This is a genomic window from Robbsia sp. KACC 23696, assembly GCF_039852015.1.
Classification (GTDB): domain Bacteria; phylum Pseudomonadota; class Gammaproteobacteria; order Burkholderiales; family Burkholderiaceae; genus Robbsia.
This window is the reverse complement of sequence record NZ_CP156626.1, coordinates 776,743-800,846: the sequence shown is the minus strand read 5'-3', so window position 1 is coordinate 800,846 and position 24,104 is coordinate 776,743. Positions and strand designations below refer to the sequence as shown.

20 protein-coding genes and 1 pseudogene are annotated in these 24,104 nt (G+C 63.7%); 13 read left to right on the top strand and 8 right to left on the bottom strand.

Features of this window, described 5'->3' with window-relative positions; all coding sequences use genetic code 11:
• The first annotated feature begins 37 nt into the window (after nucleotides 1-37).
• The 3 genes from ABEG21_RS03225 to ABEG21_RS03215 all read left to right on the top strand — a co-directional run bounded on the left by ABEG21_RS03225 (nucleotide 38) and on the right by ABEG21_RS03215 (nucleotide 4,629).
• Complete coding sequence (locus tag ABEG21_RS03225) at nucleotides 38-2,530, top strand: molybdopterin cofactor-binding domain-containing protein (RefSeq protein WP_347556601.1); 2,493 nt, start codon at nucleotides 38-40, stop codon at nucleotides 2,528-2,530.
• Between the two features lie 134 nt (nucleotides 2,531-2,664).
• Entirely contained in the window at nucleotides 2,665-3,849 is a 1,185-nt protein-coding gene (locus tag ABEG21_RS03220) for a YeeE/YedE family protein (RefSeq protein ID WP_347556600.1), read from the top strand.
• Between the two features lie 210 nt (nucleotides 3,850-4,059).
• Nucleotides 4,060-4,629 carry a hypothetical protein gene (locus ABEG21_RS03215; RefSeq protein ID WP_347555840.1) on the top strand — a complete coding sequence of 190 codons (570 nt, stop codon included), beginning with the start codon at nucleotides 4,060-4,062 and terminating at the stop codon, nucleotides 4,627-4,629.
• Here the strand turns inward: ABEG21_RS03215 and hemB are convergent.
• Entirely contained in the window at nucleotides 4,562-5,545 is a 984-nt protein-coding gene (gene hemB / locus ABEG21_RS03210) for a porphobilinogen synthase (RefSeq protein WP_347555839.1), read from the bottom strand. The genes ABEG21_RS03215 and hemB overlap by 68 nt on opposite strands.
• Nucleotides 5,546-5,969: 424 nt before the next feature.
• On the opposite strand from hemB, the gene ABEG21_RS03205 reads away from it, so the two are divergent.
• Nucleotides 5,970-7,601: an ABC transporter substrate-binding protein gene (locus tag ABEG21_RS03205; RefSeq protein ID WP_347556599.1), complete on the top strand. Its 1,632-nt coding sequence runs from the start codon at nucleotides 5,970-5,972 to the stop codon at nucleotides 7,599-7,601.
• A gap of 172 nt (nucleotides 7,602-7,773) precedes the next feature.
• Here the strand turns inward: ABEG21_RS03205 and ABEG21_RS03200 are convergent, their stop codons facing one another.
• The 5 genes from ABEG21_RS03200 to ABEG21_RS03180 form a co-directional block, all read right to left on the bottom strand.
• Nucleotides 7,774-9,474 (bottom strand): electron transfer flavoprotein-ubiquinone oxidoreductase, encoded by a 1,701-nt coding sequence (locus tag ABEG21_RS03200; protein WP_347555838.1) that lies wholly within the window; start codon nucleotides 9,472-9,474, stop codon nucleotides 7,774-7,776.
• A 203-nt stretch (nucleotides 9,475-9,677) separates the two neighbouring features.
• Entirely contained in the window at nucleotides 9,678-10,400 is a 723-nt protein-coding gene (locus tag ABEG21_RS03195) for an amino acid ABC transporter ATP-binding protein (protein ID WP_347556598.1), read from the bottom strand.
• An 82-nt stretch (nucleotides 10,401-10,482) separates the two neighbouring features.
• The gene (locus ABEG21_RS03190) at nucleotides 10,483-11,481 is read right to left on the bottom strand and encodes a dihydrodipicolinate synthase family protein (protein ID WP_347555837.1); all 999 of its coding nucleotides are present in this window, start codon (nucleotides 11,479-11,481) and stop codon (nucleotides 10,483-10,485) included.
• 20 nt (nucleotides 11,482-11,501) lie between these two features.
• Nucleotides 11,502-12,179, bottom strand: a complete 678-nt coding sequence (locus ABEG21_RS03185) for an amino acid ABC transporter permease (RefSeq protein WP_347555836.1) — start codon at nucleotides 12,177-12,179, stop codon at nucleotides 11,502-11,504.
• Nucleotides 12,180-12,301: 122 nt separating this feature from the next.
• A complete protein-coding gene (locus tag ABEG21_RS03180) occupies nucleotides 12,302-13,165 on the bottom strand; it encodes a transporter substrate-binding domain-containing protein (protein WP_347555835.1) in 864 nt (287 codons plus the stop codon).
• Between the two features lie 372 nt (nucleotides 13,166-13,537).
• On the opposite strand from ABEG21_RS03180, the gene ABEG21_RS03175 reads away from it, so the two are divergent.
• The 6 genes from ABEG21_RS03175 to ABEG21_RS03150 all read left to right on the top strand — a co-directional run bounded on the left by ABEG21_RS03175 (nucleotide 13,538) and on the right by ABEG21_RS03150 (nucleotide 18,561).
• The gene (locus ABEG21_RS03175; protein ID WP_347555834.1) at nucleotides 13,538-14,575 is read left to right on the top strand and encodes a LysR substrate-binding domain-containing protein; all 1,038 of its coding nucleotides are present in this window, start codon (nucleotides 13,538-13,540) and stop codon (nucleotides 14,573-14,575) included.
• Between the two features lie 259 nt (nucleotides 14,576-14,834).
• Nucleotides 14,835-16,034: a CaiB/BaiF CoA-transferase family protein gene (locus ABEG21_RS03170; protein ID WP_347555833.1), complete on the top strand. Its 1,200-nt coding sequence runs from the start codon at nucleotides 14,835-14,837 to the stop codon at nucleotides 16,032-16,034.
• Between the two features lie 23 nt (nucleotides 16,035-16,057).
• Entirely contained in the window at nucleotides 16,058-17,221 is a 1,164-nt protein-coding gene (locus tag ABEG21_RS03165; RefSeq protein ID WP_347555832.1) for an acyl-CoA dehydrogenase family protein, read from the top strand.
• Between the two features lie 110 nt (nucleotides 17,222-17,331).
• Complete coding sequence (locus ABEG21_RS03160) at nucleotides 17,332-17,745, top strand: MaoC/PaaZ C-terminal domain-containing protein (protein ID WP_347555831.1); 414 nt, start codon at nucleotides 17,332-17,334, stop codon at nucleotides 17,743-17,745.
• A gap of 13 nt (nucleotides 17,746-17,758) precedes the next feature.
• The gene (locus ABEG21_RS03155) at nucleotides 17,759-18,217 is read left to right on the top strand and encodes a MaoC/PaaZ C-terminal domain-containing protein (protein WP_347555830.1); all 459 of its coding nucleotides are present in this window, start codon (nucleotides 17,759-17,761) and stop codon (nucleotides 18,215-18,217) included.
• Entirely contained in the window at nucleotides 18,214-18,561 is a 348-nt protein-coding gene (locus ABEG21_RS03150; RefSeq protein WP_347555829.1) for a hypothetical protein, read from the top strand. The genes ABEG21_RS03155 and ABEG21_RS03150 overlap by 4 nt, the downstream gene beginning before the upstream one ends.
• A 37-nt stretch (nucleotides 18,562-18,598) precedes the next feature.
• Here ABEG21_RS03150 and ABEG21_RS03145 read toward each other — a convergent pair whose 3' ends face one another.
• Nucleotides 18,599-19,768: an alpha/beta hydrolase gene (locus ABEG21_RS03145; RefSeq protein ID WP_347555828.1), complete on the bottom strand. Its 1,170-nt coding sequence runs from the start codon at nucleotides 19,766-19,768 to the stop codon at nucleotides 18,599-18,601.
• Nucleotides 19,769-19,921: 153 nt separating this feature from the next.
• Between ABEG21_RS03145 and ABEG21_RS03140 the strand changes: the two genes are divergently transcribed.
• From ABEG21_RS03140 to ABEG21_RS03130, 3 genes and pseudogenes are all read left to right on the top strand, one after another.
• Nucleotides 19,922-20,803 carry a gluconate 2-dehydrogenase subunit 3 family protein gene (locus ABEG21_RS03140; protein WP_347555827.1) on the top strand — a complete coding sequence of 294 codons (882 nt, stop codon included), beginning with the start codon at nucleotides 19,922-19,924 and terminating at the stop codon, nucleotides 20,801-20,803.
• Between the two features lie 2 nt (nucleotides 20,804-20,805).
• Nucleotides 20,806-22,560 (top strand): annotated as a pseudogene (locus tag ABEG21_RS03135) (GMC family oxidoreductase); the annotation flags it as partial.
• A gap of 156 nt (nucleotides 22,561-22,716) precedes the next feature.
• Nucleotides 22,717-23,112 carry a cytochrome c gene (locus ABEG21_RS03130; protein ID WP_347556597.1) on the top strand — a complete coding sequence of 132 codons (396 nt, stop codon included), beginning with the start codon at nucleotides 22,717-22,719 and terminating at the stop codon, nucleotides 23,110-23,112.
• 4 nt (nucleotides 23,113-23,116) lie between these two features.
• Here the strand turns inward: ABEG21_RS03130 and ABEG21_RS03125 are convergent, their stop codons facing one another.
• On the bottom strand, nucleotides 23,117-24,070 hold the full coding sequence (locus ABEG21_RS03125; protein WP_347555826.1) for a dihydrodipicolinate synthase family protein: 954 nt from the start codon (nucleotides 24,068-24,070) through the stop codon (nucleotides 23,117-23,119).
• Nucleotides 24,071-24,104: the final 34 nt, after the last annotated feature.

The following is a 24,104-nucleotide window of genomic DNA, read 5'->3' as shown; positions in this document are numbered from 1 at the left end:
ACCGAGGATTGCCTCGATGCACCGATCGCCCACCCGCTTGTCCCGCACCGCCCTGCTCGCGCGCAGTGGCGCCCTGTGCATCATCCGGCACCCGTCGGTGCCGCCGAAACCGGCGCCCGGTCAACCCGGCAGCGGCTCGCAATTCCTGCCCGACGAGCCGGAAATTTTCATCGCCCTGACGGATGAAAGCGACGAACGCGACAACCGCGACGCACCCGACGAACGGCGTCCGCGCGCGCAGGCCAGGATCTACGCGTTCAACGGCCATGTCGATCTGGGCACCGGCATTCGAACGGCGTTGGCGCAAATCGTCGCCGAAGAACTCGATGTCGCGGCACAGGCCGTGACGATGGTGCTCGGCCACGCGGATCAAACGCCGAATCAAGGGCCGACGATCGCCAGCGCCTCGATCCAGATCAGCGCGGTGCCCCTGCGCAAGGCCGCGGCACAGGCGCGCGCCACCTTGATATCGCTCGCGCAGGCCCACTTCGGCTATGAAGCGATGCCGCTGCTGCAAGCGCTTCCCGTCGATTCCCCTGCGTCGACGCAACCGTCCGTCACGCGGCCCGAAGGGTGGCAGACGCATGCTGGACAGGTCATCGCGCCGGACGGTCGATCGATTTCGTACGGCGCCCTCTTGGCAGGCCAACGTCTGCATCTCACGCTTCGTCTGGATGACGGGGTGACGGTGAAACCCAGCCGCGACTATCGCGTCGTCGGCACCACGCAGCCGCGCGTGGACCTGCCCGCCAAGGCCCGCGGCGCACTGACCTTCGTGCACGATATGCGAGTGCCCGGCATGTTGCATGGTCGCGTGGTGCGACCGCCGTACGCAGGCCATGATTGCGGCGCATTTGTCGGTCATACGCTGTTGCGCGTGGATGAGGCATCGCTGGCCGGCTTGCCGGGCCTGCGTGCTGTGGTCGTCGAGGGCGACTTCGTCGGGGTGGTCGCCGAGCGGGAGGAGCAGGCCATTCTGGCGGCCCGGCATCTGCGCGTCGAATGGCGTCCGGTGCCGGCCTTGGAGCACGGCCCGGCCGCCGGCGACGCACTGCGCGACACCGAGGCCGCCGCGCGCGCCATCCTGGCCGCGCCGGCAAAGCATCGGCTGTTGCTCGACGAAGGCGATATCGATCAGGCGGAAAGCGACAACCGCGCGGCAGGTGGCACCACCCTGCACCGTCTCTACAGCTGGCCCTTCCAGTTGCACGCGTCGATCGGTCCGTCCTGCGCCTTGGCCGAATACCGCCCCGGTGCGCGTTCCCGCGTCTGGTCCGGCACGCAGAATCCGCAAACGCTGCGGCATGATCTCGCGCATCTGATCGGTGTCACCGAAGCCGATATCGAGGTCATCCGGATGGAAGCATCCGGATGCTACGGCCGCAATGGCGCCGACGATGTCACCGGCGACGCGCTGCTGCTGTCGCGCGCGGTGGGGGCACCGGTGCGCGTGCAATGGTCCCGCGCCGACGAACACCTGTGGGAGCCGAAAGGCACGGCGCAGACGATGCAGGCGCGCGGCAGCGTGACGCCGGACGGATCGATGCTGGCCTACGGACTCACGACGCGCTACCCGTCCAACGACGCACCCTTGCTGCCAGCCCTTCTGATCGGCGCCGTGCCGGCAACGCCACGCGTCTTCGAAATGGGCGACCGGACAGCGGTCTCGCCTTATCTGAGTCCACATCGGCGTTTTATCTGCGAGGATCTGGCGCCGCTGGTCCGCGCCTCCTGGTTCCGCGGCGTATCGGCGCTGCCGAACGCCTTCGCACACGATGCGATGCTGGACGAACTGGCCTGGCATGCAGGCGCCGATCCGCTGACCTTCCGACTGCAACATTTGCAACAGGATGGGCGCGCCCGGGATCTGTTGAGTGCGGTCGCGGCGCGAGCAGGATGGCAGGTCGGACAGCGGCGCGGAAACGATGACCGGCGCCGCGACGCACCGCCGCGTCGCCTGCGGGGACAGGGGCTCTCCTACGCACGCTACGTGCATAGCCGCTTCCCCGGCTTTGGCGCCGCCTGGGCCGCGTGGCACATTGATCTGCTGGTATCGCCCGAAACGGGCGAGATCGAGATCTCCCGCGTAACGGTTGGCCACGATGCCGGGATGATGATCAATCCGGACGGCGTACGACACCAGGTGGAGGGCAATGTCATCCAGACACTGAGCCGTACGCTACTGGAACAGGTCCGCTTTGCCGACGGTCGCGCGGCGGCACGCGAATGGGGCGGCTATCCCTTGCTGACCTTCGAGCAAGTGCCGGAAATCGATGTCGTTCTGATGGAACGGCTGGAAGACCCCCCGCTCGGGGCGGGGGAATCGGCCTCCGTGCCAGGCCCCGCGGCCATCGCCAATGCGCTGTTCGACGCCACGGGCGTGCGCTTTTACGCCCCGCCGTTCACGCCGGAACGCGTGCTGGCGCGGCTGGCGGCGGCGCGCGATGCAGCGGCCGTCGATGCCGCCCGGCTATCCCGCGGCGCGGCGGTCGGCGCCGTCCGTGTCGCGGATTCGACCACAGGCGCCTAGTCCCTTCGGGCGACGCGGTCGACGGTCGTGCCCTAAACAGGCGACAATCGACGTTTTTCTGCGTCGTCCTCCGAATCATGGCTCATCCCGCTTCATCCCTTCCCGCCACACCGCGCCCGCTCCAACCGGCGCCGATGTGGAATCGACCGCCCTTCGTCCTCGCCGTCCTGCTGTGCCTTGTTGGCCTCGCATGGCTCGGCGCGATGGTCAGCGCACGTCAGGCCGCCCTTTATGCCGTCGGCATCCTGCTGGGGGCCACGCTGTATCACGCCTCGTTCGGCTTCACCTCGGCCTGGCGCGTCTTCATCGCCGATGGTCGCGGTGCCGGATTGCGCGCGCAGATGGTCATGCTGGCCTTCGGCACGCTGCTCTTCTTCCCGGCGCTGTCCGCCGGCAGCTTGTTCGGCACGCCGGTCACCGGCCTGGTCGCCCCCGCAGGCACGTCCGTCCTGGTCGGCGCCTTCCTTTTCGGTATCGGCATGCAACTGGGCGGCGGATGCGCATCCGGCACGCTCTACACGGTGGGCGGCGGCAGTACGCGCATGATCGTGACGCTGGCGGCCTTCGTTGTCGGCTCGGTCGTGGGGACCGCGCACCTGCCGTTCTGGTCGGCGCTGCCGGCCCTGCCCAAGATATCGTTGGTCCACGCCTTCGGCGTCGTGCCCGCCTTGGCATTGAATTGGGTCCTCTTCGCGCTTATCGCAGCAATCACGATCGCCATCGAGAAACGCCGGCACGGCCGGCTGCTGCCGGGCAACGACGGTATCGCCGAGCAGCCCGGCTTGCGCTGGCTACGCGGCCCCTGGCCCCTGTGGACAGGCGCGATCCTGTTGGTGTTGTTGAATTTCGCGACGATGGCATTGGCCGGTCGCCCATGGGGCGTGACCTCGGCGTTCGCGCTCTGGGGCGCGAAAGCGGTGCAGGCGATGGGCGTGGATATCGCCAGTTGGCCGTTCTGGCAGGTGAAGGCCAATGCCGTTGCGCTGCAGGCGCCGCTGCGGGAGGACGTAACCACGGTCATGGACATCGGCATCATAATCGGCGCGCTCGCCGCGTCGGCACTGGCGGGACGCTATGCGCCGGTCTGGCGCATTCCCCTGCGCTCGCTGCTGGCGGCCGTGATCGGCGGCCTGCTGCTGGGCTATGGCGCCCGACTCGCCTACGGCTGCAATATCGGCGCGTATTTCAGCGGCATCGTCTCGGGCAGCCTGCATGGCTGGCTCTGGATGATCGCGGCTTTTGCCGGCAATGTGCTGGGAACCCGCCTGCGCCCGGCCTTCGGGCTCGCCGTCGAGCGGGTCCGCCAGACAGGCTGCTGATTCGGAAACAGGCATAACGCGCCCGAATAAGCGCGGTACGCGAACTTCCAGCCGACGAAGCGCACCGGTTCGCACGGACCCGTCTGAGTTGCGGATACGCTGTCTAACCCAGCTCCCCGCTTATACCGGTGCGACATCATGTTCGGCTTGCCTTGGTTTCCCCGCTCACCTCTTCATCAGCATACGCCGCGCGTGTCGTCGGCGGCTCGAATGAACGCATTCACAGCGTATGCCGCGACGTCGTTCGCGCGCCTGCGCGAACGCCTTGGTCAACCACCCGTCTTCCAGGATCCCTGGGGTCTTAAGGCAAATGAGCATGCGGCAGATAGGCCCGTCGCATTGCACGCGGCGCCGGTATCGGCGTCCACCGCCGAGCCCGGTCATCGGACGCACGACGACGCCGAAACGGCGGACGGCAGCACGATCATCACCGTCGGTGTGCACCAGCGCATCGTACTGCCCTTGCCGGCGCGCGCGCATCTTCTGGTCTGTGATGGAAGCGTCGATGTCGAGTATCGACCGGCGGCGCTGAACTGGATCCCGGAGCGGCCGCAAGATCCGGGACCCGTCGCGCTCAGCGACGGCGAACACTATGAATGTGCGGAGCCGGGCTGCGTGGTGGTGTATGGCACCGGTCAGCACGTCGCGCATGTGTTGATCGCCCAAGAACCCGGGCGATGCCGTGTGGCGCTACAGTGGGTGCAGCGTGTCTTCAGACACCGTCGCGCGCAATATCCATCGCGAAGTACGTCAGGATCAGGTCAGCGCCCGCGCGTTTGATCGCGCCCAGCGTTTCGCGCACGACCCGCGCCTCGTCGATCGCCCCGGCCGCGGCGGCAAACTTGATCATCGCGTACTCGCCGCTGACCTGATAGGCCGCCAGCGGCAAATCCGAGGCTTCGCGGATGTCGCGAATGATGTCGAGATAGGCGCCTGCCGGCTTGACCATCAGCGAATCCGCCCCTTCCGCGGCATCCAGCAAAGACTCCCGGACCGCTTCGCGGCGATTCATCGGGTTCATCTGATAGGCTTTTCGATCCCCCTTCAGCTCGGTTCCCGCCGCTTCGCGGAACGGTCCGTACAGCCCGGAGGCGAATTTCGTCGAATACGCCATGATGCCGATGTCGTGGAATCCCGCGCCGTCGAGTGCGGACCGGATCGCCTGAACCTGGCCATCCATGGCCGCCGACGGCGCGATCATGTCTGCGCCCGCGCGGGCGGCGTTGACCGCCTGCAGTCCGATATTGGCAATCGTCGAATCGTTGTCCACACCGCCGTGCGCATGCAGGACGCCGCAATGGCCATGCGTCGTGTACTCGCAGAAACACGTGTCCGACATCACGATCAGCTCGGGCGCCGTCTGCTTCGAGATCCGTGCCATCCGGGCGACCAGGCCATCTTCCTTCCAGCTGTCGCTGCCCACTTCGTCCTTGTGGTGCGAGATGCCGAACGTCATGACCCCACGAATGCCGGCCTTAGCATAACGTTCGATTTCGTACGCCAAGCGCGATTCCGGAATCCGCATCACGCCAGGCATGGCTTCGATCGGTGCGTAGTCGGTGGCGCCCTCTTCGACGAAGATCGGCAGAATGAGATCGTCCAGGGTCCATTCGGTTTCCTGGAACATCTGGCGCAGGGCGGCCGTGCGCCGCAAGCGGCGAGGACGTGAAATCGGGTAGGCAGCGTGTGTAGTCATGGCGTGCGGCGCCGGCGAGCGGGCGCGAATATCGGTACTGGCAGAGCGGCAATGATACGCCTCTTCGCCGAATCGAGCGCCGAAGACAGGGAGTCCCCTCGCTTGACACGATTTTTGCTGCCACTTACTTTGTTTGGGGCTTTTGCGCCGCAAGCAACCTTTCCCATAACGATTCGCGCCGGTACGGAGCGCTTGCCATGCCGTACAGTCAGGCATCGAGGCGCCTCCAACGGCCGCTGCAAGGAGTATGCATTTGGAGACCGTTTTCGCGTCCCGTACGACGCTCACCTCGCTGTCAGCCCTGCGCCCATCGGACGCACAGTCTGAAATGACCGCGTCGCTTGTACCGGAATCTTCTTCGTCCTCGGTCGATTTTTCCGACACGTCGCCGCTGCGCGGCATGGCGCGCCGTCAGCGCCAGTCGATGCTGCGTCGGCCGGCATGGCTGGGGGCCTCGGCCGCGTCGATCGTGGCTGCCGCGCTGTCGCTCGGCGTCGCGCAGTCGGCCTGGGCCGTGCCGCAACAGATGAAAGGCACGCTTGTCTATTGCTCGGAAGGCAGCCCGGCCGGTTTCGACCCGGCGCAGTACACCACCGGCACCGACTTCACCGCCAGCGCCTATACCGTTTTCGATCAACTGGTCGAGTTTGCGCCGGGCAGCACGAAGGTGGTGCCGGGTCTCGCCGAATCCTGGGACGTCTCGCCGGACGGCCTGACGTACACCTTCCATCTGCGCCATGATGTGGCGTTCCAGACCACCGCCTGGTTCAAACCGACGCGCTCCTTCGACGCCGATGACGTGATCTTCTCGTTCCAGCGGATGCTGGATCCGAACCTGCCGTTTCAAAAGGCCTATCCGACGAGCTTTCCGTATTTCACGGACATGGGCCTCGACAAGCTGATCAAGAGCGTCGACAAAATCGATCCCTACACGGTGCGTTTCACGCTGAACGAGGTCAATGCGCCGTTCATCCAGAACATCGCGATGCCTTTCGCGTCGATTCAATCGGCCGAATATGCGGCGCAATTGTTGAAGGACAACAAAGCGCCGCAATTGAACCAGCAACCGGTGGGCACGGGGCCGTTCGCCTTGCGCAGCTATACCAAGGACGCGACCATCCGCTACGAAGGCAATCCGGATTACTGGAAGGCCGGCGCGGTGAAGCTGAAAAGCCTGATTTACTCGATCACGACCGATGCCACCGTCCGTGCGCAAAAGCTGAAGGCCGACGAATGCCAGGTGATGAGCTATCCGCGCCCGGCCGAAGTCGATTCCTTGAAGCAAGCGGCCAATCTGTCGATGCCGTCGCAGGCAGGCTTCAACGAAGGCTATCTGGCCTATAACGTCGAAAAGCCCTATCTGAAAGACGTCAATGTGCGTCGCGCGCTCGACATGGCGATCGACAAGGCGGCCATCCTGAAGGCGGTGTATCAGGGCATGGGCACGCCGGCCGCAACGGCGATGCCGCCGACCGAATGGTCGTTCGACAAGAGCATCAAGGCACAGCCCTACGATCCGGCAAAAGCAAAAGCGCTGCTGGCGAAGGCGGGGTTTGCCGACGGGTTCACGATCAATCTGTGGGCACTGCCGGTGCAACGGCCGTATAACCCGAATGGTCAGCTGATGGCGCAGATGATTCAATCGGACTGGGCGAAGATAGGCGTCAAGGCGAACATCGTCACCTATGAGTGGGGTGAGTACATGAAGCGCGGCCACACCGGCGCGCAGGATGCGATGTTGATCGGCTGGACCGGCGACAATGGCGACCCGGATAACTGGCTGGGCACCTTGCTGGGTTGCGATGCGATTCACGGCAACAACTTCTCGCGTTGGTGCGAGAAGCCGTTCAACGATCTGATCGTCAAGGCGCGCAGCACCAATGACCAGGCCGAGCGGACAAAGTTATATATGCAGGCGCAGAAGATCTTCGCCGATCAACTGCCGTTCTCGCCGATCGCCCACTCGATCGTGTATCAGCCGGTCAGCAAGCGCGTGTCAGGCATGGTAATCGAACCGTTCGGTAACGTGCGGTTCCAGGGCGTGAGCATCAAGTAAAGGGGGATGGCCAATCGCTGGACACAGGGGAGATTGGCCAACCTTGACGATCGAACTTGCAGAAGGACGCAATAAAAAAAGCGGGTCGCGTGTTATCACGCGCCCGCTTTTCTGTTGGTCGGTCCACGAACATTCAGACCGAATGTCGCGTTACCGGAGGCAGGGACTTCCCTTACATCGCGCCGTAATTCGGTCCGCCGCCGCCTTCCGGCGTGACCCAGACGATGTTCTGCGTCGGATCCTTGATATCGCAGGTCTTGCAATGCACGCAGTTCTGCGCATTGATCACCAACCGTTCCGCGCCACCCTCGCCTTGCGCGAATTCGTAGACGCCGGCCGGGCAGAAACGCGCTTCCGGGCCCGCATACTTCGCGAGATTGATGCGCACCGGCACCGTCGGATCCTTCAGCGTCAAGTGCGCCGGCTGATTTTCCTCGTGGTTCGTGTTCGACAAAAATACCGACGACAGACGATCGAAGGTCAACACGCCGTCCGGCTTAGGGTAGACGATCGGCGTGCACTCCGCCGCCGGCTTCAGCGTCTCGTGGTCGGCATGCGTGTGGTGCAGCGTCCACGGTACATTGCCGCCCAGCAGCTTCTGCTCGATCCCCACCATCACCGTGCCCAGATACAGGCCCTTGCTCATCCATTGCTTGAAATTGCGCGCGCGATACAGCTCCTGCTTCAACCAGGATCCTTCGAACGCCACCGGATAAGCCGCCAGCTCGTCGGCGCGGCGCGGCGCGGCCACGCCATCGGGCACCGTTCCCGCGCTGACCGCATCGTAGATCGCGTCCGCCGCCATCATCCCGGACTTGATCGCGGCATGGCTGCCCTTGATTCGCGACGCATTCAGGAATCCGGCATCGCAGCCCACCAAGGCGCCGCCCGGGAATACCAACTTCGGCAGCGACATCAGACCGCCCGCCGTGATCGCGCGCGCGCCATACGACAGCCGCTTGCCACCTTCCAGGATCTGGCGAATTGCCGGATGCGTCTTATAACGTTGGAATTCCTCGAACGGCGACAGATACGGATTGCTGTATCCCAAGCCGACGACGAATCCGACCACCACCTGGTTATTGTCCAGGTGATAGAGGAAGGAGCCGCCGTAGGTGTCGCTTTCGAGCGGCCATCCGGCGGTGTGCATCACCAGACCCGGCTTGTGCTTCGACGGATCGATTTCCCACACTTCCTTGATGCCGAGGCCGTAGACCTGCGGGTCCGCGTCCTTCGCCAGATCGAAATGCGCGATCAGCTCACGACCCAGATTGCCGCGCGAGCCCTCGGCGAATACCGTGTACTTCGCCATCAGCTCCATGCCGAGCTGAAAATTAGCAGTGGGCTCGCCATCCTTGCCGATTCCCATATTGCCGGTCGCGACGCCGCGTACGGCGCCCTGCGCGTCGTACAGCACTTCGGCTGCCGGGAAGCCAGCGAAGACCTCGACGCCCAAGGCTTCCGCCTGCTGCGCCAGCCAGCGCGTGACATTCGCCAGACTGACGACGTAGTTGCCGTGGTTTTTGAAATTGTCGGGCAGCATCCAGGTCGGCACCGAGCGTGACCCGTCCTTTGTCAGAAACAGGAATTTATCCTCGGTGACCGGCACATTCAGCGGGGCGCCGAGGGCTTTCCAATCAGGGATCAGTTCGTCGAGTCCACGCGGGTCCATCACCGCGCCGGACAGGATATGCGCGCCCGGCTCGGAGCCTTTTTCCAGCACGCAGACGCTGATGTCGTTGCCCTTCTCCGCGGCGCGTTGCTTCAGGCGAATCGCCGTGGATAAGCCCGCGGGACCGCCGCCGACGACGACCACATCGTATTCCATCGATTCGCGCGGACCATATTGCTCGACAAGCGCCGGATTTTGCATGCTGAAGGACAAGAACAGTAAATGGGGGACAAGGTGCCGCAGGCTCGCGCCGGGCACCGATTCGAATTTTTACACTATACCCGCGGATGATCGCACAGGATTGGTGCGTTCATTCGAAAATCGCCGGAACAGAGACACGCCGCCGCCCGGCTTTCGGACGGCGGATCAACCCGCAATGAGACTGGCTGCGCGCGCGAATGCGCTTAGCTGACCTGCTTCAGGAATGTCTGCGCGCGCTCGCATTGCGGCTGGAGGAAGAATTGCTCCGGCGGCGCGATCTCGGCGATTTTGCCCTGGTCCATGAAGACGATCCGATCGGCGACAGTACGGGCAAACCCCATCTCATGCGTCACGCACAGCATCGTCATCCCGTCGGCGGCGAGCGTCGCCATGACGTCGAGCACTTCCTTGATCATTTCCGGATCGAGCGCCGACGTGGGCTCGTCGAACAGCATCACGCGCGGCTTCATGCAGAGCGCGCGGGCGATCGCGACACGCTGCTGCTGGCCGCCCGACAACTGCCCCGGATATTTGCTCGCGTGCGTCGGGATCTTCACCCGCTCCAGATAGTGCATCGCCAGCGCATTGGCATCGGCACGCGACATCTTGCGGATCGCCATCGGCGCGATCGTCAGATTGTCGAGGACGGACAGGTGTGGAAACAGATTGAAGCTTTGAAACACCATGCCGACTTCACTGCGCACTTTCGCCAGATCCTGGGTACGCGAGGTCAACTCCACACCATCGACGATCACCTGACCTTGCTGATGCTTTTCCAGCCGGTTGATGCAGCGAATCATCGTCGACTTGCCGGACCCGGACGGTCCGCAAATGACGATCTTTTCGCCGCGCGCCACCTCCAGATTGATATCGTCCAAGGCATGGTACTGACCGTACCAGGTATGTACGCCCTTCAATTGCACCATCGGTGTGGCGGTGCCCGCCGCCTGGTCCAACGCGTCGCTCTGGGCGGCGGAAAATGCACTCATCGCTATGCTGCTCCGTTGACTATCGGTTCGCCGGCAGGACGGCCACACGATCGAGTGGCGCGACCAAAGCTGCTACCGGCTGCCCTTCGGCGTCCAGCAGGCCCATCTGAATCAGCGCCGCACGGATGCGGACGCAGACCACCTCGGGGACCGGTACGAAGGGCTCGCGCGCCTTCGGGCTGGCCATCACGTTCATCATCGTCAGCGCGACTTTGATACGTGCGTACATTTCATTGCGCGGCAGCGCGTAGATCGCGCGCACCAGCGGCAGCATCTTGTCGCTGGCCGCACGCATCGCCGGCAGGTCGTTCGCCGCCCCGGCGCGCCACAGGCTCACCAGGTCGTCCGGCACCAGCGCGGCCAGCCCGGACAGGATGCCGTCCGATCCCACGGCCAGTTGCGCAAGGAACCAATCGAAATTCGACGCAAGGATGCTCAGGTCGCTGCGTTCCGCCTTGACCGCGGCGTAGTTCTCTTCGTAGGCGCGCATCGTGTCGCTGCCTTCCTTGATCGCGATCACGCGCGGCAACTTCGCCAGTTCCAGCAAGGTCTGCGTCGAATAGCCATAGCCGGACGCGAGCGGATACTGGAAAATCGCCACAGGCAGATCGACCGCATCGATGACGGACTTCACATACGAGACCACCATCTCGGTACGAGCGCCGCCGAACGACGCCGGCGGAAAAATCGTCAACGCATTCGCGCCGGCCGCCTTGGCGATCTTCGCTTCGGCCACCGCCTCCCGCGTGCTTTGCGCGATGATGCCGGCGATCAACGGCTTGTCCGACTGACCGCCCTCGTTCATCGTCTTGCGCGTCGCGCGGATCACCGCCTCGCGCTCCTGCGGCGTCAACGCACCGCCTTCACCGGCATGGCCGTTGACCAGCACGGCCGAAATACCGTCGGCCATCGCACAGTACTGGATCACCCGCGCATACGATGCCCAGTCGATTTCCTGCGCCGCGTCGAAGGGCAATACCGTGGCCACTACCACGCCAGTCAGGGAGAGCGTTGTCATCGTGTTTCCTTATGTCTTGATCAACGGCTGGCCGAATGGCCCGCGCCGAAGTGAATTTCCAGCCGGCGTTGCACGAAGCCCCAGGCCGTCGTCAGCAACAGATAGAAGATGGCCGCGGCACCGAAGACCTCGAGCACCTCGAACTTCGCCTGCATCACCATCTGGCTGCGGCGCATCAGTTCCTCCATCGAGATCACCGACGTCAGCGACGTCGATTTCAACAGGCCGTTCACCGAGTTGCCGAACGACGGGATCATCAGACGGAACGCTTGCGGCAACGTGATCTTCCACGTGGCGAGCCACTTCGGCAGACCCAGGGCCTCGGCCGCTTCGTACTGGCCGCGCGGTACGCCCATGAAGCCGCTGCGGATGATCTCGGCCAGATAAGCCGCTTCATTCAACATCAGCGCCAGCAACGACGATTCGATGACGCCGAGACGGAGGCCGAATTGCGGCAAGCCCGTATAGACGATCACCAACTGGATCAGCAGCGGCGTGCCGCGGAAAACCCAGATATAAAAACTCGCGAGTCCGATCAGGACACGGCTTTGCGACATGCGCATGAAGGCCACCAGCAGGCCGAAGACCAGGCCGCCGATCACCGTCGCGATCGTCAACCATAAGGTGACGACGACACCCCCCCACAGATAGCCGTTGGTCAGGTAGCCAAAGAAATCGGGGACATTGAAGAAAGTCATCTACTCAATACTCATGATGGACAGGTCGCGCGACATGCGCGCCCGTACCGGTACTGCACCCTCAGGACGCGCGTGCCGGACGGCACGCGCGCATCGGCCTGCTGCGGCCGTCAGGCAGACCCTCAGGCCGGACCCGTGCCCACCAGCGTGATGTGCGGCGTATTGATCTTCGTCATGCCATAGCTGTCCATCAGCTTGGCGTACGAACCGTCCTGCACCATGTCGTCCATCGCCTTCGCAACGGCTTCGGCAACGGACTTCTTGCGGAAGGCCATCGTCGTCGGCGTGCCGCCCTGAGCGCCCAGAACCAGCTTGGCCCGCTTCGACTTCACGACCGATGCGCCGGTATAGCTCGGCAAGGCGGCGAAGTCGAACTGACCGGCGCGCAATGCCGCCAACATATCGCTGGCCGTCGGGAAGGCATGGATATCCACCGGCTTGCCACCGGCGTCGGCGATTTCCTTCGCGCGATCACGCAACCACTTTTCCTGGTACGAGTCGGCTTCGACACCCACCGAATGGCCGGCCAGGCCCTTGATGTCGGTCAGCGTCGCCTTCTGCGACGGGTCGGCGATCACGTCGATCGTCGACATCGCGTACGGCACCGTGTACATCGACTTCGAACGGGCCTCGGTCCAGAACATGCCGGTGTTGATGCCGTCGAAACGGCCAGCGTTCAACGCCGGTACCATCGCCGGGAAGTCCATGCGCAGCAGATCGGCCTTCAGGCACAGCCGCTTGCCGATTTCCTCGGCCAGTTCGACGTTCATGCCCTTCATCTTGCCGGTCTCGTCGATGAACTGCAGCGGCGGCAAGGTCGGGTTGATCGACAATTGCAGATGGCCGCTGGTGACCAGATCGCCGGCCGGAACGGCGATGCACGCCGCGTGAGCGGACGTGGCCATCACCGCAACGGCGGCGCACGAGGTCAGAGCGGTCGCGAGCGTGCTCACGAGAGTAGGCGCAGTACGGCGGCGTGAAAACATGGTCTCTCCAGGATGCGATGTGGTGACTGCTTCAATGCGGCGTGCGAGAACGAATACAGGAAGCCGGTGCAACATTCCCCGCGGCATGTGCATATGACTAGTCGGCTTCGGTAGTGAGACATTAGCGGCGTGCCATCCCCGCACGCCAGTGAAAAAAAAACGGGCGACTATAATCGACGGTTATAGCCGTGACAGCTGCCCGGGCGCGCAAGCGGGTCGCCGATCCCGGTGCAACCCGTTGAATGCACGCTCCGCCCGGCACTGTTTCTAACACGCCGCATTCCCTCGCAAGCGTAGAATCGCGCTGATGGCGTGCAAAAGGGCATCGCGTTTGCCCGGATTGCGGTGTGCCGGATTGCAACGTTGCGGAACATGGAACAAAGGGACAGGATGGCGACGGAATACCGGCCCAACGCACAGGGCGGCAGAAATGGCGGCCAGGGCAGTGGCCGCGCGAATGACGACGACGCAGGCGGGAGTGCTCCCAGCGCACGGGTACTGATCAATCTCCGACAACTTGAAGTGTTGCGTGCCGTGATGCGCTATCGCACCACGACCGGCGCGGCCACCGAGCTGGGCATGTCGCAGCCCGCGGTCAGCAATGCGATCCGACTGGCGGAGGCCAAACTGGGCTTTCCGTTGTTCGATCGCATCAGCAACCGACTGATTCCGACGTCCGAAGCAAAAATGCTCTTCGACGACGCGGAGCCGCTGTTTCTAGTCCATCAGGCCATTCAGCAGAAAGCGTGGGACTTGCGCACCGGCCGCGCCGGCGTGATCCGCGTGTTCTCGACCGCGGAACTCTCCGAATGGCTGGTGCCGAAGACCTTGGCGCGCTTCGCCGTCGATCATCCGAAGGTCAAGATCCATCTGGAAACGATGCGGGTGGATGCGATGCTGGAAAGTCTGGACTCCGGCATGGCGGACGTCGGTTTGTCGATGATGCCGCCCACACGTCCCGGCCTGATCAACGAGCCCCTGGGCGAGTTACGCATCGTGTGCGCGGCGCCGCCGGGCGATCCGTTGGAGAAATGCGACGTTGTTACCCCGAGTGCCTTGCGCGGGCGGCGCTTGATCGGCGCACCGGCACGAAGTCCCCTTGGATTGCTGGTGGAGCGCGTGTTCGAAGCGGACGGCGATTATTTCGTTCCCGATATCGAAGTGCGTTTCTCCAACGTGGCGTGTCGGCTAGTGGCCGAAGGATTGGGGGTCTCCTTGACCGACGAATTCTCGGCGCTGACGCAACCGCCCGGCAGTGTCGTGATCCGCCCCTTCAGCTCCGACATGCCCATTTCCCTCTGCGCCTTGCTGCCGAAGGACCGCCCCCGGCAACGTCTGACGGAAAGCTTCGTCGCCCACGCACGCGAAGTGGTGCGCGCGCTACGCGCCCAATCGCCGTTGCTCGATTGAGGCATCGTTCGCCGCCGGTCCCCTGCCGGCGGATACGCCCCGCCGTACCGTGCGGCGCACCGCTCCCCTCCCTCCGCGCAGCCGATCATGAGGCTCGCTTATAGTCGGAGTGCGCCATTTAATAGTGCGATTCGCCCGCCGCGCAATTTCCGATTGCTATGCTGAATAGCGTCAACAACACGTCTGCATAAGCCGTCTTCATCGACGACGACGTCCCGGTCGGGACACGCGGACCGTGTGCAAACCCAATCGGAACATCATGCTGAAACTCCTCGACGGCGTCCGTGTCATCAGCTTCAACCACTTCCATGCCGGCCCGATGGCTGCGCAAATGCTCGCCGATCTGGGCGCGGACGTGATCGCCGTCGAGCCGATCGACGGTGCCTTTCATCGCAACTGGGCAGTGGCCGATCATTTCGTCGGCACGCAAAGCGTCAATCTGCTGACGACGGGCCGCAACAAGCGCAGCCTGTCAGTCGATATGAAAAGCGAGGCCGGTCGCGCCCTGACGCAAAAGCTCGTCAAGGATGCCGACGTGCTGATGGAAAACTTCCGCCCCGGCGCGATGGCACGCCTCGGCTTGGGTTACGAAGCACTGAAGGCGATCAACCCGCGATTGATCTATGCGAGCGCCAGCGGCTACGGCGGCTCCGGTCCCTACGCGGCCAAGCCGGGGCAGGATCTGCTGCTGCAGGCGCTGTCCGGGCTGGCGGCCCGCACCGGTCGCGCCGATGGCGCCCCGACGCCGGTGGGTCCGGTGGTGGTCGACCAACATGCAGCCGTCATCTATGTGATGAGCATCCTGGCTGCGCTGTTCAATCGCGAGCGTACCGGCGAAGGCCGCCTCGTGGAAGTCAGCCTGCTGCAGGCCGCGATCGATCTGCAAACGGAATCGCTGACGGCCTGGTTGAACGGCGCCCGCAGCCCTTCGTCGCGCGGCCCGGACGGCCTGGCGAGCTGGTTCAGCGGCGGCGCCTACGGCATTCATGCGACGTCGGACGGCCATCTGGCGATCTCGATGGCCACGCCGGAGGCACTGGCCCGCGCGTTGGAAGAACCAGCGTTGGCCGCGATTCCGGCAAGCGACGGCTATACGCGACGCGAGGAAATCGTCCGCCTGGTCGGCGCGCGCCTCAAGCAAAAGACCACGGCGCAATGGCTCGAGCATCTGCGCGACTCCGATGTCTGGCACGGCCCGGTACAGGACTACGACGACCTGCAAGCCGATCCGCAACTGACCCATCTGGAAGCATTCAAGACGGTCGACGGCGTGGAAGGCAAGCCGGTGACCTTCGTCATGCATCCCGCCCGTTTCGATGGCCAAGCACCGGGCGTGGCACTGACGCCGCAGCCGCTTGGTGCGCAATCGGCGGAAATCCTGGGTGAACTGGGCTATGCGCAGAGCGAGATCGACGCGTTGATCGCGGACGGCGTGGTACGCACCGCGCCCGCCGCCTGACCCCCCTTATTGACGAGACTGACATGATCGACTTTTCCATTCCCTCCGAAACCCAGATGCTGGTGGACACGGTCCGCAAATTCGTGACCAACGAAGTGCAGCCGCTGGAAGCCGAAACCGAACATACCGGCGTGATCCCGGCCGACAAGCTGAAGATCGTGCGCGACAAGGCGATGTCGCTGGGGCTGTTCGCGATGAATATGCCGGACGATGTCGGCGGCGGTGGCCTGTCGAATGTCGACATGTGCTACGTCGAGGAAGAACTTGGCAAGACGTCCGATGCGCTGATCCGCCGCGTGTTCGGCCAGGTCTATCCGATGCTGCTCGCCTGCGAAGGCGCGCAACGCGACGACTATCTGCTGCCGACGGTCCGCGGTGAGAAGGTCTGCGCGATGGCCATCACCGAGCCGGGCGCCGGTTCCGACGCCGCGTCGATCTCGACGGTGGCGACCGAAGACGGCGACGACTTCGTCATCAATGGTCGCAAGCACTTCATCAGCGACGGCGACATCGCCGACTACGTCATCGTGATGGCGCTGACGGACAAGGAAAAGCGCGCGCGCGGCGGCATCACGCTATTCCTCGTCGACAAGGGCACGCCGGGCTTCCACGTCACCGGCAAGCAGCCGATGATGGGCCATCGCGGGTATGGCCATGCGGAACTGGTTTTCGAAAACTGCCGTATCCCGAAGGATAAGATCCTGGGGACGCTGGGTAACGGGTTCAAGCTGATCATGGACAGCGTGGCCGGCATCCGCCTCGCGCACATCGGCGCACGGGCCTGCGGCATGGCGCAGCGCGTACTGGAACTGATGCGCACCTATGCGGGCGAGCGCAAGCAGTTCGGTCAACCGATCGGCGATTTCCAGATGGTGCAGCAGATGATCGCGGACTCGGCCACGGAAATCTTTGCGACGCGAATGATGGTGCTCAACACCGCGTGGGAATTGGATCAAGGCCGCGACGTGCGCGACAAGGTGTCGATGGTCAAGCTGTACGCCTCGGAAATGATCGGCCGCGTGGCGGACCGCGGCATCCAGACATTCGGCGGCATGGGCTTCACGAAGGAAATGCCGCTGGAACGGATCTACCGTGACAGCCGCGTCACGCGCATCTACGACGGCACGTCGGAAATCCATCGCATGTTGATCGCGCGCAGTGTGATCAAGCGCGGTCTGACGCTCTAAACGCGACGGCAAGCAGACGGGGTGCGCCATCAGGCGCGGCCCGTCTCGGTTTGCACCGGCCCGCGATACCCGCTCGCCGCCCCTCTTTCATTGATAGACGCCTTCACACGATGCAAAACACCACTCCCCTGCAAGTCGGCGCGACAATGTCGTTCCGCAAGACGATGACCGTCGCCGAACAAGCCTTCTTCACCGGCATCAGCGGCAATCTGGCAACGATGCACGTGGACGCGGCCGCGGCCCGCGACGCGGGTTTTGCAAACATGCTGAGTTTCGAGATGGCGGTATTGGCGCTGTCGTCCACCTGTCTGAATCGGCTGGCCGGCAAGGCCTGGCGCATCGGCAAGCTGGATCTGTCGTTCGACGCACCGGTAGTGGTGGGCAGCACGATCGAAGCGATCGCCACCGTAACGGAAGTCACGTCGGCCTCGATCGATTTCGAGATCCGTTGCCTGATCGACAGCGAAGACGGCGGCAAGCAAGTCATCGGCGGCACCGCGGCGATGTTGCCGCTGCTCGGCTGAGCAGGGGCGCGCGATGTACGACATCAAACCATTCGACACGCTGCATGTGGGCGACGAAGTGTCCATCTGCAAGACGATCACCGAAGCCGACGGCGCGATGTATGAAGCCGCCACCGGCGACTTCGGTCCGGTGCATATCGACGAAGGCTATGCGAGCAAGACCCGTTTCGGCCAACGTCTGGCACCGGGCATTCTGGTGGCAGGCATCTGCACCAGCGTGCTGACGGCAGAATTGGTCGGCACGTTGGGCGTATCGATCGAAGACCGTTTCTGGTTCACCGGTCCGGTGTTCTATGGCGATACGCTGCGCTTTCGCGTCTGGATCGCCGAGATGAACGCGGAGACGCGCACCGCCGTCTGGCAGGCCAGTGCGACAAACGATGAAGGCAAGGAAGTGCTGAAGGCCGAGGCGACGTTGAAGTTTCCCCGCGTCAAGCCGAAGCCGGTCGAAACCGTGGAGCAGGCACAATGAAATTTCCGATCGAACGCTTGCCGGCCGATTCCGTCGGCCCCTACATTCATATCGTGCGGGTCGATATCGCGCCGGAGCAGGAAGCGGCGTTCAATCGCTGGTACGACGAAGTCCATCTGCCCGCGATCTTGTCCTGCCCGGGCTGGTTGACCGGCAGCCGCTACAAGGTCATCGACGATGGCCCGGCCTATGCGGCGGTCTATACGATCGCCGGCGACTGGGTCTACGACACGCCCGAATTCGAGGCCGTCAAAGGCTTCATGGAATTCACACCCTTCGTCTCGAATTTCGCGCGACTGCGTCTGGCGCCATTGGCGGCACTGCCCCCCATCGACGCGGCCTGAGCGCACGCGTCATCGCGCATCGGTCCGCCCCGCGGACCTAGCCGCCGAGCAGTCCCATCCAGCGTTGAAACAACGCCGGCCACAGCGTCTGTTCGGTGCCGGGACGTCCCAAGCCCCAGCCATGGCCGCCGGATTGGAATAGATGCAGGTCCACCGGTCGGCCTGCCGAACGCATCGCCGAGTACATCAGCAGGCTGTTGTCGACCGGCGAGATCGGATCGTCGGTCGCCTGCGCGAGAAACACTGGTGGTGTCGCCTCGTTCACCTGGCGGTCGACGGACAACGCCGCCGCCGCTGCATTGGCATCGTCTCCACTATTGTCGCGTCCCAGCAGCGAGCGTCGCGTGTGGGTATTGTCGAACGGCGGCACCAAGGTCAGTACCGGATACAGCAGCGCGGCAAACGCCGCATCGGACGCTAGCGCATCGATCGCATCCAGCGGTGCATAGCGCGCAACGTCGGGGGTGACGGCGGTCATGCCGGCCAGATGCCCGCCTGCGGAAAAGCCCATGACGGCCAGACGCGCCGGCTCGATGTGCAAGGTCTGGGCATGCGCCCGAATCACCCGCATCGCCCGTTGCCCGTCCTGCAGCGGTGCCGTCCGATCCCATCCTTCGCGCGGCAGTCGATAGATCAACTCACAGGCGGTGATGCCGAGCGACTGCAGCCAGCGGCACGTCGGCGTACTTTCATGACCGCATTCGATATGGGCATAGCCGCCGCCGGCGATGACCAGTATCGCCATGCCGGTGCGACGTGACGGATCCGCCGGATAGATGCGCAGCCGCGGTTGCGACACATTGCGTATCGCACCGCCAGCACTGACGCGCTCCGCACCGATCGCCGCGACTCGCGCGGTGTCGCGCACACCTGGAACGCGGCCCTCCGGCCACAAGGGCACGTCGATTACGTCGCCCGGTGCCGCGATCGGCTTCGGCGCCTCCGTCTCCGCTGCCTCGGGCACACCCGCTACAGCGCGCGACGCCCACCCGCCCCCTGCCAAGGTCAGTGGCACACCCAGCATCGCACGACCGACCCAGGCGCGACGCATGGCATCAGGCCGGTTTCCCGCGTGCTTCTCGCCGCTACCTTGCGAGGGAGAACCGGCAGCAGCGCCAGCGCTCGACGGGGGGATCGCATCTTCATGCAGACCGCCGTCGTCCTGCTCCCCGCCGTGATGCCGCGAGTCGTCTTCAAAATGCGTCAAATTCCTCTCCTGCTTATCCTTATCGCCCACCGCGTAAAGCATCGATTTCCTAGCGTTTACCCTTAGCCGCCACGACTCCGGGACCGCGAATCACCGTCATTGCGAGGTCAAGCATTTCGGAAGCCTTTCACCTCCTGTAATACCTAGCCTGTAGTGGCGAAGTCATCGCGGACAAACACGCGTTACTTCGACGGGGTGGTCCGTCCGTGCAAGACCGTTGCCATCCTGCCTGCCGGCGCCGTCATCACCGCCAGCGGACAGACCGCCGCATCGGGAAGCGCCGCCGCGGCAGCGTCTGCGCCCAACGCGCCGGCAAACGGCGTCGGCATGACTGCCGCGGAGCCGGTCCGACCCACATCGATCGATCTCGCGCAGTACACCCCGCACTACTTCAACGCCGACGAATGGGCGTTTATCAAAGCGGCCACCGATCGCCTGATCCCCGCCGATGCGGAAGGCCAGGGCGCGCTCGATCTCAACGTGCCGGTGTTCATCGACAAGCAGATGGATGCGGGCTTCGGTCATGCGTCGAACTGGTATATGAGCGGGCCGTTCAAACCGGACACGCCCTCATTATGGGGCTATCAAAATCCCTTGAAACCACGCGACCTGTATCGCGCCGCCATTGCCGCCATCAACGACCACTGCAAGCAGACATTCTCGGGCAAGGTTTTCGCCGATCTCGCGCATACGGAGCAAGAGCAATTGCTGACGGACATGGAAGGCGGCAAGGTCTCGTCCGACAGGGCCCCCATCAAGGACTTCTTCGGCTTCCTGTTGCAAAACACGAAGGAAGGCTATCTGGCCGATCCGATTTACGGCGGCAACAAGGACGCCGGGTCGTGGCAGATGATCGGCTTCCCGGGCGCCCGCGCCGACTTCCTGGATTGGGTGGGTCAGAACAAACGCTATCCGCTCCCGCCAGTCAGCATCGACAGCCTGGGGCCGAATCCCTCGCCCGCGCCTGCCTCAGGGGCAAGCAACGCGCAAGCCGACAACGTCCAAAGTGGCACGAACCCGCAACGGAACGCATAAGCATGGCCGATATCAAAAAACCGAAGGTCGACGCGGTCCTCGTCGGCATGGGCTGGACGGGCGCCATCATGGGGATGGAATTGACCGAAGCCGGCCTGAACGTAGTGGGTCTGGAACGCGGAGAGAATCGCGATACCTATCCCGATTTCGCCTATCCCAAAATCGCCGATGAATTGAAATACGCGGTGCGCTATCAACTGATGCAGGATCTGTCGCGCGAAACGCTGACGATGCGACATACGCCAAACGAGGTGGCCATGCCGTATCGGCAGATGGGCGCCTTCCTGTTGGGCAGCGGTGTCGGCGGCGCCGGCGTGCATTGGAACGGCTGCACCTATCGCGCGACGATGGCGGACCTGAAGATCCGCAGCCATTTCGAGGACCGCTACGGCAAAAGTTTCTTTCCCGACGATATGACCACGCAGGACTGGCCGTACACATCGGATGAACTCGAGCCGTTCTATGATCGCTTCGAATACGTTGCCGGCGTCTCGGGCATGGCCGGCAATATCAACGGCAAACTGATCGACGGCGGCAATCCCTTCGAGGCACCGCGCAGTCGCGATTATCCGCTGCCGCCTTTAAAGAATAACGTGCCCGCGGATTTGTTTGCGAAAGCGGCAAAAGATGTCGGCTTTCATCCGTTCCCGATTCCCGCGGCGAATGCTTCGCAAGCCTACACGAATACCTACGGCATGCAGCTCGGGCCGTGTAACTTCTGCGGCTATTGCGAACGCTTCGGTTGCTACATGTATGCCAAAGCCTCCCCGCAAGCCTGCATTCTGCCGGCCCTGGTACGCAAGCCCAATTTCGAACTGCGGGACCGTTCGCATGTGACGCGCGTGCTGCTGGACAGCAGCGGCAAGAAAGCCACTGGCGTCGAATACATCGATGCACAAGGGCGTACCTTCGAACAGCCCGCGGACCTCCTCATCCTCAGCGCTTACCAGATGCACAACGTCCGTCTCTTGCTGCTCTCCGGCATCGGCAAGCCTTACGATCCGCAGTCGAACGCCGGCACCGTTGGGCGCAACTACGCGTACCAGAAGAACAGCGGCGTCAAAATCTTCTACGATGCGAACACGGCGATCAATTCTTTCATCGGCGCGGGCTCCGGCGGCATGGTCTACGACGATATGAATGGCGACAACTTCGACCACGGGCCGGCCGGCTTCGTGGGCGGCGCCTATACGTCGGTGATGGTGACGGGGGGACGTCCCATACAGCAAGCGGGTATCCCATCCGGCACGCCGAATTGGGGATCGCAATGGAAAAAGGCGCTGAAGGATAACTACCTGCACAGCTTCTCGATCGGCACCGAGGGCAGCGTGATGTCATATCGGCAGAATTACCTGTCGCTCGACCCCACATACAAGGATGCATTTGGACAGCCGCTGCTGCAGATGACCTTCGACTGTCAGCCCAATGAATTCAAGATGACGCAATACGTCACGGAACAGGCGGCCAAGGTGGCGCAGGCGATGAATCCGAAGCAGTTCCAGCTGTCGTATTCGAAGCCGGGCGAACAGTTCGATCTGCGCCCGTATCAAACGACGCATACCACCGGCGGGGCCGTCGCCGGCGAGCGGCCCGACAACAGTGTGGTGAACAAATACCTGCAGTCGTGGGATGTTTCGAATGTGTTCGTCCTGGGAGCGTCCGCTTTCCCGCAGAACTTCGCCTACAACCCGACCAACACCGTCGGCGCACTGGCCTACTTCGCCGCGCATGCCGACAGCACGCAATACCTGAGCGACCAGGACCTCCATGCAATCGCCGTCTATTTGAAGGCCTTGCCGCCGAAATCGGGCAAGGCGGCGGCGGGTGCCAACAGCGCCTCGACATCGAGCACGTCGGAGGCATCGAGTACGTCGAGTACGTCGGGGCCCTCGGCGACACCCGGCGCAGCGACGGTGGCGGTCGATGCGGAACAGGTTCCGCCGCTACGCATCGGACAGATCGACTCGGCCGGTGCCCGTGTCTATCTGAACAGCTGCAATGCCTGCCATCGCTCGGACGGTACTGGCGCCAAGCGCATCTTCCCATCGCTGGCCGGCAACTCCGCGGTGAACGCGGACGATCCGACTTCGTTGATCCACCTGGTGCTCAGCGGCTCGCGGATGCCGAGCACGGCAACGGCGCCAGCGCCGATCGCCATGCCGGACTTCGGCTGGCGCCTGACGAATCAGCAGATCGCGGATGTGCTGACCTTCGTGCGAGCGAACTGGGGTAATCATGCCTCGGCCGTCTCTGTCGATCAGGTCGCCAAGGTGCGTCAGGCCGTGCGCCAGACGGAAGCGGCAAACTAAGCGCTCAGCCGAGGGACTGCTCGAATTCGAGCAGTGCCCGGGTGGCCTCCCGCACGGCCGGCATGTCCGCCGCGTCCGTGTTGGAGAGCAGCGGCAGCATCGGTCCCATATCGGCGATCCCGCTGACCGTCACCGCATCGTGCAGCACGCGGATCAAGGAAATCTTGTCGCGCAGCGTTTCCAACGGCATGAAGCGTGCATGCAAGGCCTGCGCTTCGTCGAGACGGCCGGCTTTGACGGCCTCGAACAGACGCATTACCGCACGCGGCGCGATGCATCCGGAACCGGTGGTCCACGCCGCCAGCCCATAGTCGTTCACGTGAGTGATGGCCGGGCGCTCGCCCATGCCGCTGACTAGCTTCCCCAAGGCGGCAGCACGCGCGGCCGGCGTCGATCCGCCGAGGCGATCGATCAGGGCCTGCAGGTAGGGATCGCTCTCCGGATGCTCCCGCACGATCGCGTACTTCACCGCCGCCAGCACGCCCTGCTCGACGAGGCGCGCCAAGGTGTCCAAGTCCAGATAGGCTTCTTGCTTGATGTAGAGCGTCAACGGAAAGCCCGCCAGCTCGGCAACGCGGGACAGGCCGTCGTACACGCCCGATGCCGTGGTAAAGCCCGCCATCGGCAACACCATCGCGGTACGATACTGCCGCTCGCGGAGCAGCCGCGCCTGGTCGAGCATCTTGCCGTAATCGGCACCGATCGCCGGTATCACGCGTGTCTGCGCATCGGCCTGCTCGGCGAGCAGATCCAGCAGCGCCGCGTATTCGCTGATCGGCACGTGATAGAGATTGGCATTGCCACCATACAGCAGCGTGCGCACGCCGCCCTGCGCGATATGCGCCATCAAGCGGCGGTTCTGCACCGGGTCCAGCGCATAGTCCGCGCGTCGGGCCAGCGGCGGCACCGCCATCACGGTCGTGCTTAATTCCTCGGCTGCAAAAGCATCGGTTCTCATCGTCACTCCAGGCGGGTCCGGATGGGGACAGGGC